11 protein-coding genes are annotated in these 13,525 nt (G+C 60.3%); 3 read left to right on the top strand and 8 right to left on the bottom strand.

The features are described from left to right. The first annotated feature begins 1 nt into the window (after position 1). Positions 2 to 1,288, top strand: coding sequence for a hypothetical protein (locus N1058_RS07395; RefSeq protein ID WP_265516874.1), 1,287 nt, complete (start codon positions 2 to 4; stop codon positions 1,286 to 1,288). Between the two features lie 18 nt (positions 1,289 to 1,306). Here N1058_RS07395 and N1058_RS07390 read toward each other — a convergent pair whose 3' ends face one another. Together N1058_RS07390 and N1058_RS07385 are read right to left on the bottom strand one after the other, a co-directional pair. After that, on the bottom strand, positions 1,307 to 2,254 hold the full coding sequence (locus tag N1058_RS07390) for an ornithine cyclodeaminase family protein (RefSeq protein ID WP_265516873.1): 948 nt from the start codon (positions 2,252 to 2,254) through the stop codon (positions 1,307 to 1,309). A 24-nt stretch (positions 2,255 to 2,278) separates the two neighbouring features. Beyond that, the gene (locus N1058_RS07385; protein WP_265516872.1) at positions 2,279 to 2,959 is read right to left on the bottom strand and encodes a TetR/AcrR family transcriptional regulator; all 681 of its coding nucleotides are present in this window, start codon (positions 2,957 to 2,959) and stop codon (positions 2,279 to 2,281) included. Between the two features lie 115 nt (positions 2,960 to 3,074). Between N1058_RS07385 and N1058_RS07380 the strand changes: the two genes are divergently transcribed. Together N1058_RS07380 and N1058_RS07375 are read left to right on the top strand one after the other, a co-directional pair. Continuing rightward, the gene (locus N1058_RS07380; RefSeq protein WP_265516871.1) at positions 3,075 to 5,111 is read left to right on the top strand and encodes an NADH:flavin oxidoreductase; all 2,037 of its coding nucleotides are present in this window, start codon (positions 3,075 to 3,077) and stop codon (positions 5,109 to 5,111) included. Between the two features lies 1 nt (position 5,112). Then, positions 5,113 to 6,141: a trans-3-hydroxy-L-proline dehydratase gene (locus tag N1058_RS07375; protein ID WP_265516870.1), complete on the top strand. Its 1,029-nt coding sequence runs from the start codon at positions 5,113 to 5,115 to the stop codon at positions 6,139 to 6,141. A 306-nt stretch (positions 6,142 to 6,447) separates the two neighbouring features. On the opposite strand, the gene N1058_RS07370 is transcribed toward N1058_RS07375, so the two are convergent. The 6 genes from N1058_RS07370 to N1058_RS07345 form a co-directional block, all read right to left on the bottom strand. Then, complete coding sequence (locus N1058_RS07370; RefSeq protein ID WP_265516869.1) at positions 6,448 to 7,410, bottom strand: LysR family transcriptional regulator; 963 nt, start codon at positions 7,408 to 7,410, stop codon at positions 6,448 to 6,450. Between the two features lie 99 nt (positions 7,411 to 7,509). Beyond that, positions 7,510 to 8,856, bottom strand: a complete 1,347-nt coding sequence (locus N1058_RS07365; protein ID WP_265516868.1) for an NAD(P)/FAD-dependent oxidoreductase — start codon at positions 8,854 to 8,856, stop codon at positions 7,510 to 7,512. Between the two features lie 76 nt (positions 8,857 to 8,932). Further along, on the bottom strand, positions 8,933 to 10,441 hold the full coding sequence (locus tag N1058_RS07360) for an aldehyde dehydrogenase (protein WP_265516867.1): 1,509 nt from the start codon (positions 10,439 to 10,441) through the stop codon (positions 8,933 to 8,935). A 3-nt stretch (positions 10,442 to 10,444) separates the two neighbouring features. Then, a complete protein-coding gene (locus N1058_RS07355; protein WP_265516866.1) occupies positions 10,445 to 11,362 on the bottom strand; it encodes a dihydrodipicolinate synthase family protein in 918 nt (305 codons plus the stop codon). A 108-nt stretch (positions 11,363 to 11,470) separates the two neighbouring features. Further along, a complete protein-coding gene (locus N1058_RS07350) occupies positions 11,471 to 12,769 on the bottom strand; it encodes a TRAP transporter large permease (protein ID WP_265516865.1) in 1,299 nt (432 codons plus the stop codon). A gap of 6 nt (positions 12,770 to 12,775) precedes the next feature. After that, positions 12,776 to 13,291, bottom strand: a complete 516-nt coding sequence (locus N1058_RS07345) for a TRAP transporter small permease (protein ID WP_265516864.1) — start codon at positions 13,289 to 13,291, stop codon at positions 12,776 to 12,778. Positions 13,292 to 13,525 lie beyond the last annotated feature (234 nt).

The following is a 13,525-nucleotide window of genomic DNA, read 5'->3' as shown; positions in this document are numbered from 1 at the left end:
AATGACTGACAAGATCATCGACGTATCCAACGAGGTGCCGATCCGTCGCGTGGGCGACCGCAGCCTCCACAGCTTTTTCGGCTACTACAACAAGACCAATTTCGGTCCCGGCGACGCCCGGCTTCTGGGCAACCGCACGCCGCTTTTCACCGGCGACCTGACTGGCCGTGAAGTGGCGGAGGTAGGCTTTTTCGATCTCACCGACGGCGACCGCTGGCACCAGCTTGGCGAAACCACCGCCTGGAACTGGCAGATGGGCTGTCAATTGCAGTGGCTGGGCGATACGGGCCAAGTCATCTACAATACCCGCGCAACGACAGCGCCGGGGCCGGACAACATCTATCCCGATTTCCGCTCACGGGTGGTGGATCCTGCGACCGGCGAAAGCCGCGATCTCCCCGCGCCCATCTACATCATGGCGCCCGATGGCCGCTTTGCCCTGGCGATCAACTATTCGCGTTTCATCAAGACGCACCGCACCATCGGCTATCCGGCCACGCATGCCGAACCCGACCTGCCGCTCGCCCCGGACGATGATGGCATCTGGCGCATGGAAATCGAAACCGGCAAGACCGAGCTCATATGTTCCCTGCGCCGCCTCTTCGAATTCGAGCGTGTGCCTTCCATGGACAAGGCGATGCACTGGATCACCCATATGGAGGTGAACCCCTCCGGCACCCGCTTCCTGTTCATCCATCGCTGGACAGAGCGGCCGGACGACGAGTTCTGCTACCTGCATCGGCTGTTCACCATCAATGGTGATGGCACCGGCCTGCGCCTGCTGGAAGACACGGACCATCCCCTGCCCCAGCTTGAGAAGGATTTCGACCCGAGTGCCCACGGCACCTTCGACTACGAGAAATCAGAGTGGCAGATTTCCCACCCCCTCTGGAAGTCAGACGATGAGGTCATCGTCTGGGGGCCGCATGAAGGCGAAATTCACTACCAACTCTACAACGACCGGACGGGCGACGTGCGCGTTGTGGGAAACGGCATCCTCACGGAAAACGGGCACATGACCTATGGCCGGAACGGGCGCTGGATGCTGTCCGACACTTATCCCGACGCCGAGACGAACGAACGCACGCTGTTCCTCTTCGACTGCGAGAAGGAGGTGCGCTACGATCTGGATACCTTCTACACTCCCGCGGATCTGGGCAAGCACAACCGCTGCGACCTGCACCCACGCTGGAGCCGGGACAATCGGGCCGTCTGCATCGATTCGGTGCATGAAGGCAGCCGGCAGATGTACCTCCTCGACATCGCAGCACTGCTCGAGCGCCTTTGAAAGGAAGAAGCGAGCGGCCTAAACAGCTTTCTCGGAAATGTAGTGCGCGATCATCAAATCCAGATGCGCTCCTCCACCGTTCTTGTAGACGGTGATCTCGTTATCCGAACGACGTCCGCTCGTCTTGCCATGGACCAGGTCGTAGAGGTCCCCCATGACCGCGCCTGCGGCAATGACGCCGCTTGCAATGGGAGTCGTCAACTCGCCAATATGGTCGATCGTGGTCTCACGGCTATCCACAAACAGCGATCCGCTCGAGATCAAAGCGTCATCGGCCTCCCGCATGTCAGTCTTGTAGGCGCCAATCAAGTCCACATGTGTCCCTGGCTTGATCCAGGCGCCCCGAAGGACCGGTTCACGCGCCATGGTGGCGCTGGTAATGATATCTGCCTCGGTGACAGCCGTCGCCAGATCGGAAATGGCAGCGACCGAGAAGGGTTCGCCCTCAAACTCGCGTGCCAGAGCCGTGGACTGTTCCGCCCGCCGCGCCCAGATGGATACTCGTTCCAGCCCCGGGAAAAGCGCCCAATAGGCTTTGACGAGACTCCGGGCGACCGTTCCGGCGCCCACGATCAGAAGATTCTTGCTGTCTGGCCGGGCAAGAAAGCGCGCTCCCAGAACGGAATCCGCCGCAGTCTTAAACTCGGTTACAAGACGGCTGTCGATGATCGCATCCAACCGGCCATGTTGCGGTTCAAAAACGAACATCGCGCCCTGAATGGTCGGCAATCCGTGGGCTGGGTTCTGGTCGAACACGCTCACCGATTTCACCCCATAGCCAAGCCCATCGATGAAGGCGCCACGGCTGAGCAGCGTGGCATTGGCCGGACCGAGAAAAATGTCCGCGACTTGGGCTTTCGGCCGTAGATGTCCAACTCTCAATGCCTCGACCGCCTCCGTCCAGGACAGATTGCTGATCGTTTCGTCATATGTGATCAGTTTGGCGTGCAATGGCGTTTCCTTCAAAAAAGGGGGTCGAACGGCGGGGGCTTAGGCTACCGGATGCAGGCTTGCATCCGTTTCATGCGGCCTGAAGTTTAGTCGTGAGTGGAAACGGTCCACTTCGCTCTGGATCGGCGGCCGACCCGTGTAGATCTCGACATATCGCTGAACACGCGACATCCGCGTGGCAACGCTTTCCTGCACCTGCATCGAGATGTAACCAATCTGGACGAGATAGACCGTGCGCGCACGGACGTCGGCATCGTCACTGGCGAAACCAAACCTGACGAACATCTCTCGTATCGCGGCGAGGCGGCGCTCATCCGCTGCGTTGACGCGCGCCATCACGGAGTCAGACTGGTGGGCCCAACCACGTATGGCAAAATCCAATTGCGGCTCGAACACCTCTTCATCATGAAACACTGTGATGAGGTTTAACACGGCTTCCGTAGTTGTCTCGGCATAGGATTCGCAGGCGGTCACGAATGCACCGGTATTCTTCGTCTCCCACTCTTCGAGAAGAGCATCGAGCAGAGCATTCCTGTCCTTGAAAAACCAATAGAAGCTGGTGCGCGAAATTTTCAGGCTGTTTGCCAGCGGCTGGATTTTCACGGCATCGAGGCCGTTGTCGAGGAGCGCCCGCTTCGCGGCCTGCAGCCAGATTTCGCGCGACCCGCGCCAACCAGACGGCTTTTCGGTTTCCCCAGCGATTTCGCTTCTCTTGTCCATCGGCGGAAACATACCAGCAGATCGTCGAACCGACAATAAAATATACACATGTGAACTTCAAATTGACACTAATGCACATTTCGTGGAATTATCCCATGTGTTTGGGAGACGAACCATGTCGCATGACCCCCTTCTGCAGCCCTATCAACTAAAGCATCTGAGGCTGAAGAACCGGCTGATGATCACCAGCCATGAGCCAGCCTATCCCGAGGACGGCATGCCCAAGGAACGGTACCGCGCCTATCATGTGGAGAGGGCACGGGCCGGTGTGGCGCTGACGATGACCGCAGGCTCCGCCTCGGTCGCGCGTGACAGTCCGCCTGTGTTCAACAATATTCTGGCCTGGAAGGACGAGGTCGTCGGCTGGATGAGACAGCTGACCGAAGAGTGTCATGAGCATGGTTGCGCGGTCATGATCCAGCTCACGCATCTCGGCCGGCGCACCCGCTGGGACAAGGCTGACTGGCTGCCCGTCGTCTCGGCTAGCCACGAGCGTGAGGCCGCACATCGGGCCTTTCCGAAACGGGCCGAAGACTGGGACATCGCCCGCATCATCGAGGACTATGCGGATGCCGCCGAGCGCATGAAGGAGGCGGGCGTCGACGGAATTGAGCTTCAGGCCTACGGCCACCTGATGGATCAGTTCTGGTCGCCTCTGACGAACGAGCTCGACGCACCCTATGGCGGCGACCTCGACAACCGCCTGCGTTTCACCTTCGACACGCTGAAGTCCATTCGCCAGCGGGTGGGGCCGGATTTCATCGTCGGCATCCGCTACACGGGCGACGAGGATCTGCCGGGCGGTTTGACCAAGGAAGACGGGCTAGCCATCTCGCGTCGGCTGAAGGACTGCGGGATGGTCGACTTCCTCAATGTCGTGAAAGGGCATATCGACACCGATGCGGGCTTGACCGATGTCATTCCGGTCCAGGGGATGCGCAGCGCGCCGCATCTGGATTTCGCAGGAGAGATCCGCGCCACGACCAACTTCCCCACTTTTCATGCTGCCAAGATTCAGGACGTCGCGACGGCCCGCCACGCGATCGCCAGCGGCAAGCTCGACATAGTCGGCATGACCCGCGCGCATATGGCCGACCCGCATATTGTCGCTAAGATCATGCGCGGCGAGGAACACCGCATCAGGCCCTGCGTCGGCGCAAATTACTGTCTGGACCGGATCTATCAGGGCGGCATGGCGTTTTGCCTGCACAACCCAGCCACGGGGCGCGAGCTGGAACAGCCGCACGAGGTGGCAAAAGCGGAAGAGAAGCGCCGTGTTGTCATTGTGGGCGCCGGGCCCGCCGGGTTGGAGGCGGCGCGCGTCGCCGCCGAGCGCGGACACGAGGTGATCGTCCACGAGGCCGCGAACGACCTCGGAGGGCAGATTCGCTTGACCGCGCAAACGGAACGCCGCGCAGAGATGATGCAGATCATCCAGTGGCGCTTCGAGGAATGCGAGCGGATGGGCGTGACCTTCCACTTCAACAGCTTCGCCGACGACGAGACGGTTCTGGCCGACAAGCCGGACGTCGTTATCGTGGCGACCGGAGGTCTTCCCCATACCGACGTGCTGCAGGAAGGCGGCGATTTGGTCGTTTCGTCATGGGACATCCTGTCCGGCGATGCCCGGCCAGGGCGGAACGTACTGATCTACGACGACGCGGGTGACTATGCCGCGCTCCAGGCGGCCGAGAAGATCGCCGGAACAGGCGCCAGGGTCGAGATCATGACCCGCGACCGCAGCTTCGCACCCGAGGTCATGGCCATGTCGCTCACGCCGTCGATGCGCGAACTCCAGAAGCAGGACGTGACCTTTACCGTGACCTGGAAGCTCGACGCCATACGCCGCGACGGCAATGAGCTACTGGCCACGATCGGCAGCGATTATAGCGGCGTGACCCGCGAAAGAAGGGTGGATCAGGTTGTCGTCAACCATGGGACCCGGCCGCTGGACGATATCTATTTCGACCTACGCCCCGGTTCCACGAACCGTGGCGAGGTGGACTACGAGGCGTTCATCGACGGCCGCCGGCAGAAGGTTGTCAACAACCGCGACGGCGCCTATCAGCTCTTCCGCATCGGCGATGCCGTGGCCGCCCGCAACACCCATGCCGCGATTTTCGACGCCCTGCGGCTGACGAAGGCGATCTGACATGCGTTCATCCAAAACCATTCACGTGATTTCCGCCCATGCCGAGGGCGAGGTCGGCGATGTGATCGTCGGTGGTGTCCTGCCTCCCCCGGGTGACACGATCTGGGAGCAGAGCCGATGGATTGCGCAGGACGGGACTCTCCGAAATTTTGTCCTGAACGAACCGCGCGGCGGCGTCTTCCGGCATGTGAACCTGCTGGTGCCCCCCAAGCACCCGGAGGCACAGGCGGCGTGGATCATCATGGAGCCGGAGGATACGCCGCCAATGTCCGGCTCCAATTCCATCTGCGTTTCGACCGTGCTGCTTGACGCCGGCCTCGTTCCAATGACGGAACCCGAAACACATCTGGTACTCGAAGCGCCGGGAGGCCTCGTCCGTGTGCGGGCGGAATGCAGCAACGGAAAAGCCGAGCGCATCTTTGTCCAGAACGTGCCCTCTTTCGCCTCCCGCCTTGACGAGCCGCTCGAGGTCGAAGGCCTCGGCTCGCTGTCCGTCGACACCGCCTATGGTGGCGACAGCTTCGTGATCGTCGACGCTGCGGCGATGGGGTTCTCGCTGAACGAGAGCGAGGCGCATGACATCGCCAGGCTCGGCGTAAGGATCACGAACGCCGCGAACGCACAATTGCGCTTCGAGCATCCGGAGAACCCCGACTGGCGGCATTTTTCCTTTTGCCTCTTTGCCGGAGCCGTTTCGGAAGGACCGCAAGGCCTTGAGGCTGGCGCCGCCGTCGCCATCCAGCCAGGGAAGGTTGACCGCTCTCCTACCGGCACGGCCCTTTCAGCACGTATGGCAGTGTTGCACGCGCGCGGCCTGATGAAGACGGGGGACCGCCTCAAGACCCGCTCGCTCATCGGGTCGACCTTCTCCGGCCGGATCCTTGGCGAAACGACCGTTGCCGACCGCCCGGCCATCCACCCAGAGATATCCGGCCGCGGCTGGATCACCGGCATCCACCAGCACATGCTCGATCCGTCCGACCCCTGGCCGGAAGGATACAGGCTTTCCGACACGTGGGGCGCTCGTTGACGTAAATGGAGGCAAACAGACGAGAAGGCGAAACAGTGGAGTCTTGTCGGCTGCATCGACAGAAAAGGCACGTCTATCCGCTAAGAGCCCAACCGAAAATGGCGATTGAGGGCTGGCGAGATTTTTGGTTCTCGGATGTGGGGTGGATGCAGCCAATATCGGGAATATTGGCAAATCCGCAGCGCTTCCGAGAGCCGAAAAGACCCGCCAGACCGACCCGACCGAGTTTTCGGTTGGGCTCTAAGATGCCTCAGGCCGGGGCATCTCAACGGCAAGTGTTTTAGCGATTCTGCCCGCGCCTACTGCTTAGAGAGCGCCCAAGCGCTCATCTTCCGTCGCGCCCACAAGACCATCCAATATGAAATCTATAAACTGAAGGACATGGGATTTGTCCAGCGATGCGGCGTTCAGCTTGAGGTAGAAGCCGCGATCCACCTGAAGGGGCTTGTCAAAGAGACGGCACAATGTCCCCGCCTTGAGGTGCGCTTTGGCAAGGTGATGCCAGCCGAGAATAACCCCCTCGCCATTTACAGCGGCGTTCAGCAGCAATGGATAGTTGTTGGTGATCAGGGAAGGCATGGGAAGAGAGATTGCGACACCTGTTGCTCGACACCAGTCCCCCCAGGTTACTGGGTGCCAGCCGATGGCGTCGGCAGACCAATGTGTGCGATGCAAGTCGAGCAAATGTGCATGCTCGAGGCTGCTCGGATCCTCGAACGGGCCGTACATTCTCAAATATTCAGGACTGCACATTGGCTCGGCGGTTTCGGGGAAAAGATAATACAGCCTTTCACCCACGTCACAGCGCTCGTTACCGCAAATTATCGAGATATCGACCTCGTCGAAGTTCCGCAGTGCATCGTCCTCGTCCGAGGCCAACAGCACGAACCTCACGTCTGGATTGTCAGCCCGAAACCGGTCGACAAACGGCTTCAGCCAGCAAGCGACGGCCGCGTTGGTGCCCGAGCAGGTAATTACTGGAATGTCGGGCGGCGCAAGGATCGCCCCAATGCCATCGCAAATGTTGTCGAGCCCCTGACTAACGGCCCTCAGCAGGCTTGCGCCCTCGGACGTCAGTTCCAGGCTGTTGTGCTTGCGTAGGAAAAGCGAGACGCCAAGGGCCTTTTCCAGCCCCCGGATCTGCTGGCTGATTGCCGCCTGCGTCACATTGAGTTCAGTCGCGGCCATGGTGAAACTCAGATGCTTCGCCGCCACTTCAAAAGTGGCGAACGATCCGAGCGACGGAAGATATCGGCGTTTGGGCAGCATGCCCTAGACTAAGCATTCTTGCTGTATGCACAAGCACGTCTGAACTGCCGCCAAACGCAACTTCTGCTACGATGTCGCAACGAACGGCAGTTGATTGCGTCATTCGTGTCTTGCCCGCCATCCTTTCCAGTTCAGATATGCCGTCGCGCCCAACTTCGCCAACGAAGCAGGCGGGAGAAGCGACGGTTTCGCTTGTCGCTCAAAGAACTCCGTGATGACGGAGCTTTTCCCGCTGGCATGTTCCGCTGCGGCGATTCCAGTCAGCATCCCACGAGTTGTTCCCAGGCCGTTCTGGCAACAGGCAGCATAGACGCCGTTGTCGATCTCACCCGTCACGGATACGTCGTTCCGAGACAAGCACAAGGGGCCCGACCAAATGTATTCCATCCTGACGTCACGGAGTTGCGGGAAGCGTCCATCGAGTTTTCTGCGCATGATCTTCGCTGCGCGACGCATCTTGTACTCGGTGCTTTCCATGTCAGGGCAGAATTCGGCGCAGGTCCGAACGGTAATTCGATTGCCGCCCTGCCCCGTGTCGACCCGGCGAACCGTCGTTCCCATCGGATCTGATGGCGTGATTCCCCACCTCGGTTGCCCGCCGAGGCGGCGGAGCGCGTCTCCACTCAACTCCTCGGTCATACTGGCGAAGAGGAAAATGTGCATGAGGCGACCGCGCGAGATGCCGAAACTCTCGATGTGTCCGTTATTGGCGAGGATTATCTTGTCGGTCGAAACAGCTCCACCGGAAGTTTCAACACGCCAGCTTGCCCCCTGTCTGCAAAAGGCGGTAACCGGGCTCTCTTCATGGATCGCCACATCAGGGGACAGGCCCTGAGCCAAACCCCGGACATAACCGGCAGGCTGGAGCATGACGGTCCCCGGCGTATAGAGCCCCGACCAATAGTATCGGCTGCCCGTCACGTCGAACATCGCCTGTTCGTCCAACATCTCATAGCGCTCGCCCAGTTCCTGCAGATGAGCGCCATAAGATTTGTTCTGCGCGTGGCCGTTCTCCGTCGCGGCGCCGTTGATCTTGCCTGCCGGATCGAAATAATTGGCATCGATCCCATATTCCTGCACCGCCTCACGTGCGAACTCGATTGCCATCCGGTTCAGAGAAATCAGGCTTCTATCCAGGCCCTCATTCGCACCGGCGTAATTTTCCGAAGCCAGGTTGTGGGGCAGGTCGATCATGAACCCGGAATTGCGCCCGGTGCCCCCCTCGCCGACGCGGGTAGCGTCGAGGACGATAATTTTTGCCCCGGGATTCAACTGAGCAAGACGCCGCGCCGCGGACAATCCTGCAAAGCCGGCGCCAATCACTGTAAAGTCGGCTGTGACGTCGCCTTGTAGGGGCTCGGCCGGGGGCATGGTGCCAAGAATTGCGTTCCAGGCTGCCCGTCCAGCGAATGCGGGCAACCTCCTCGCGACGTATTCGCGTTGCATTATTGATCTTTCGGCGACTGTTGATGTTTGCCCCGAAATCGGTCGAGGCCGGCCCCGAGGAAACCGATCCGCGCCATTATTCCACCTCGGAATCCGAAGGATCGCTAAGGTCGATCCAGATGGTCTTGAGCTGGGTGTACTGGTCGTGGGCATGGATCGAGTTGTCGCGCCCGCCGAACCCGGACTGCTTGTAACCGCCGAAGGGCGTCGTGATATCGCCTTCGCCAAAGCTGTTGACAGTCACGGTTCCGGCGCGAAGCGCACGCGCCCCGCGGATCGCCCGGCGCGCGTTGGCGGTAAAGATCGAGGCCGCCAAGCCGTACTCTGTGTCATTGGCCACCGTTATGGCTTCGTCAAAGCTCGACACCGTGATGACCGACAGGATCGGGCCGAAGATTTCTTCGCGGGCCAGCGTGTCGTCATTGCCGCCCACGTCAACGATCGTGGGCTCCACGAAGGCGCCATCGATATCCTTTCCACCCAGGATGATCTGGCTTTTCTTGGCCAGCGCGAGATAGCTGCAGACCTTGTCGAAATGCGTCTTGGAAACCAGCGCGCCGACCCGCACGGAGGGATCCAGCGGCGAGCCGACATTCCATTGCCGGGCGGCGGTCTTCACACGCTCCAGAAGATCGTCCTTGATGTCCTTGTGGACAATCAGACGCGCTGCGGCAGAGCAGTTTTCGCCCATATTCCAGAAAGCGCCGTTGACCACATGTTCGGCCACGGTGTCGAGATATTCCGCATCGTCCATCACAATGCAGGGGTTTTTGCCCCCCATCTCCAGCACGACTTCTTTGAGGTTGCTGTCCGCCGAATAATGCAGGAACCGCCGTCCCGTCGCCGTTGAGCCGGTGAAGGACACCATGTCCACATCCGGGTGCTTGCCCAAGGGCTCGCCCACGGCAGAGCCGCTGCCGGTCACGATGTTCAGTACGCCCGCGGGGACGCCCGCCTCATGGGCCAGTTCGGCAATCCGAAGAGCGGTGAGGCTGGTTTCTCCTGCAGGCTTGATCACCAGCGAGCATCCTGCGGCCAATGCCGGTCCGATCTTCCAGGCCATCATCAGAAGCGGGAAATTCCACGGCAGGACAAGCCCGACAACGCCGACAGGTTCGCGCACGACCATTGCGATATGATTGTCCGAAGCGGGGGCCACCTGATCATAGATCTTGTCGATCAGTTCCGCATGCCACTTGATGCAGTGGATGGTCTCGGGCACGTCTACGGTCTCGCAATCGTAGATCGTCTTGCCGCTGTCGAGGCTTTCCATCACCGCCAGCTCGTGGCGGTTGCGGGTCATCAGCTTGCAAAGCCGAATCAGCACTTCCTTGCGTTCGGAGGGATGCAGTTTTGACCAGCGGCCATCGTCAAACGCTTCGCGCGCCTTGGAAACGGCGAAATCCACGTCCTGCGCATCGCAGGCCGCCACATCCGCAAGCTTCACACCGGTCGCCGGGTTCACGGCCTCGAAGGTCTTGCCGGATTTCGCCGGACGGAAGCTGCCATCGATGAACGCGTTCACCGGCAGGGTCAGGTTGGCTGCAATAGCCTCGTATTCTTCGCGGGTCAGGAGCTCGCTCATGGATCAGTTCTCCGCCTTGATGGCCGCAATGGTGGTTTTGAGGGTCCGGATGACCTGCTCGAGTTCGCGCTTGTCATCCTTGTTGAGGCCGCGCAGCGGAGGGCGCATCGGCCCCGCCCGCAGGCCTGCCCCCTCTGTTCCGTGCTTCACACACTGGATAAACTTGCCGCCCTGCTCCAACACACGCATCAGCGGCATCATGGCGGACATGATCCGACGCCCCTTGGCGAAATCGCCATGCACGGCACAGGTCTCGTAGAGGAAGACATGCTCCTCAGGCAGGAAATTGGAGCCTGCGCAGATCCAGCTGCGCGCGCCCCAGGCGAAGAATTCCAGCGCCTGGTCGTCCATGCCGCAGGACATCTGGATATGCGGGTAATCGCGGGCAAGCAGGTGAACCCGGTTGATATCGCCCGAGCTTTCCTTGATCCCGATGACATTGCGCGACCGGCAGACGCGGTCGAGGAACTCCTCGCCCATATGCACACCCATGCGGCCGGGATAGTTGTAAAGGATGATCGGCAGGTCCGCGGCGCGATCAATGGCGAGTGCATTCAGCGCATTCTCGCGTTCGGTCGGGACTGAGTAAGGGGGCGTTCCTAGCAGGATGGCATCGGCTTCCATTTCGCGCGCACCTTGGGCAAGCGCGACAGAGTCGGGCGTCCGCATGGCGCCCGTGCCGACGATCAACGGCAAGCGACCAGCCAGCCGGTCCTTGATAAAGCGAGCCAGCTCAAGCCGCTCTTCGACGGTCTGGGAATAATTCTCGGCGGTCGATCCTCCAGAAATTATCCCGTGGACGCCCTTCTCGACCAGATGATCGACCACATCGGCCAGCGCGTCGAGATCGAAGGCGCCGTCATTGTCGAACGGCGTTACGACAGGTGTGTAGATCCCTTCAAGCGTGAACCTGAATGCCATTGCGTACTTCCATTCGCCATGTTGTGTCGGAGCCCGGGAGCGCGCTCATCGCCTCCCGGTGTTAGCTGCGCGCGCCCGCGCCGCGGGCGCGCGATACTGAACTTGCCTCTACGGCATGAACCCAAGGAGCCGCGGCAGGAACAGCGCCAGCGGCGACCAATAGGTCGTGACAAGCATTACGGGAAATGCCGCCAAGGCCATGAAATAGAATGCGGGCGTGATCACTTCCGACATCCCGACCCTGCCGACACGACAGGCCATGAACAGGATTGGGGCCATCGGCGGGCTGTTCGCCCCGATCACAATGCTGGTCCCGATGATCGCTGCAAAGTGGATCGGGTCGACGCCGATCTCGGCCATGACTGGCACCATCAGAGGGCTGATGATGGCGATCACGCTGACATCGTCCATGATCATGCCCATGGCGACCAGAAAGATGTTCACCACCAAGAGAATGAGGATCGGGCTCGAAAAGGTACCAAGCAGGAGATCGGTCAGTTCCTGAGGTACGCGCTCGAGAGTGAGAATCCGGCTGGCGACGAACGAGAAGACAAGGATGATCATGATGACGCCGGTGGTGGTCGCGGCATGGATGACCGCTTCGCCTATCCCTCGCAAGGTCTGTTCCCGGTAGATAAACAAACCGATAGGAATGGCGAGGGCCACGGAAATGGCCGCTGCCTCGGTTGGCGTGGCATACCCCCCATAGATCCCGCCCAGGATAACAACCGGCAGCATTAGTGCGGGAATAGCCCGCCAGCCGGTCGAAGCGGTTTCAGAAAGGCGCTGCCCCCACGGAGCTTTTTCGGTATCCCCACCCAGCTTCCGGTTGACATGCAGCCGGTTGAACAACGCAAGCGCGATCATCAGCAAGATGCCCGGACCGACGGTCGCCAGAAAGCAGGCTGCAACCGATTGTCGGGTCACGACCGCATAGAGGATCATGGTAATCGAAGGCGGGATCAACAGACCCAGGAGCGAGGAAACGCCCAGGAGCGCGCTCGTATACCCCCGCGCATAACCGTGTTTCTCCATCGGGTCGATCATGATGGACCCGATGGAAGCCACGGCGGCCGAGGCAGTACCTGAGATAGCACCGAATATGCCGCAGGTCACGACCATTGAGGTGCCCATGCCGACACGCGAACGCCCGACCAGTGCCTCGACGAATTCTACCAGGCGCCGGGCGATCCCGCCGGATTGCATCAGGTAGCCGGTCATCACGAAAAGTGGCAGCGCCACCAGGATCACCGAGTTCACCGACCAGAAGCCCGTGGTCATCAAGGACGAGATATCGACATCATAGGCGATCGACAGGATAAGCGTCATGGCGGCGAAGGAAAATACGACTGGAACCCCGACCATCATCAGCAGTACGACGGCGATGATTGCGATAAGTGCACCCATTTCAGATTACTCCACTTCTGCCGCAGGATCGCCCGACTGCCATTCTTCGCCGCGGATCTCGTGGAGCAGGTCCCGCACCAGATAGACAATGAACAGCAACGAAGCGAAGAAGAGACTGGACTGCGAGGTCCACCACGGAATCCCGAAGACCGGCGTGGACTGGCCACGCTCCAGACCAAAGGAGAACAGAGCCCACGCCCAGGTGCTGAACAACACCGCGATACCCAGCGAAACCGCGGTGGAAAACAAGGCCGCAACGCGCCAGACTTTCGGGTTTTTCGAAATAACGCGCACAAAGTCGGCCGACAGGTGCGAGCGTTCACGCGATGCCAGCGCTGCGCCCAGCATGTAGAACCACATGACGGCTAGCAGCATGATCTCTTCGAGACCGAATACAGGTGCCCCGAACACCCGCGTAAGGATGCCGACGACCAGCATCAGCGCGACGGCCAGCCCGATCACGATCAAGATCGGATGGATAACGCGCACAAGTAGTGCATCGACTGTTTTCAGCATTTGCATTGTGAAGCCTCCCTGCTTCAAAGACGGGCCGCGCTACACACAACCTGTCCCAGAATGATTGCCGCCTCGATTGTTGACAGCCGGTGAGATGAACTGGGGTCGATCTCGGCTTTTCTGCCTTTGAATCAGGGGCTTTCCACGAGTGCCGAGCACTCGCCAGGACCACCGGAGTCGTTCCGGCGGTCTGAGGCGAGCCGCGCAGAACGCGGCCCGTCAAGACAGTTTTTCGCGGGC

It is taken from the genome of Nitratireductor luteus (genome assembly GCF_026162365.1).
Classification (GTDB): Bacteria; Pseudomonadota; Alphaproteobacteria; order Rhizobiales; family Rhizobiaceae; genus Chelativorans; species Chelativorans luteus.
This window is presented reverse-complemented; position numbering and strand designations above follow the sequence as displayed.

What these genes read in the sequence shown, in the direction of transcription:
- N1058_RS07355 (WP_265516866.1), bottom strand. Translation starts at nt 11,362, where the DNA reads ATGGCATTCAGGTTCACGCTTGAAGGGATCTACACACCTGTCGTAACG.
- N1058_RS07385 (WP_265516872.1), bottom strand. Translation starts at nt 2,959, where the DNA reads ATGGACAAGAGAAGCGAAATCGCTGGGGAAACCGAAAAGCCGTCTGGT.
- N1058_RS07345 (WP_265516864.1), bottom strand. Translation starts at nt 13,291, where the DNA reads ATGCAAATGCTGAAAACAGTCGATGCACTACTTGTGCGCGTTATCCAT.
- N1058_RS07395 (WP_265516874.1), top strand. Translation starts at nt 2, where the DNA reads ATGACTGACAAGATCATCGACGTATCCAACGAGGTGCCGATCCGTCGC.
- N1058_RS07370 (WP_265516869.1), bottom strand. Translation starts at nt 7,410, where the DNA reads ATGCTGCCCAAACGCCGATATCTTCCGTCGCTCGGATCGTTCGCCACT.
- N1058_RS07380 (WP_265516871.1), top strand. Translation starts at nt 3,075, where the DNA reads ATGTCGCATGACCCCCTTCTGCAGCCCTATCAACTAAAGCATCTGAGG.
- N1058_RS07365 (WP_265516868.1), bottom strand. Translation starts at nt 8,856, where the DNA reads ATGCAACGCGAATACGTCGCGAGGAGGTTGCCCGCATTCGCTGGACGG.
- N1058_RS07350 (WP_265516865.1), bottom strand. Translation starts at nt 12,769, where the DNA reads ATGGGTGCACTTATCGCAATCATCGCCGTCGTACTGCTGATGATGGTC.
- N1058_RS07375 (WP_265516870.1), top strand. Translation starts at nt 5,113, where the DNA reads ATGCGTTCATCCAAAACCATTCACGTGATTTCCGCCCATGCCGAGGGC.
- N1058_RS07360 (WP_265516867.1), bottom strand. Translation starts at nt 10,441, where the DNA reads ATGAGCGAGCTCCTGACCCGCGAAGAATACGAGGCTATTGCAGCCAAC.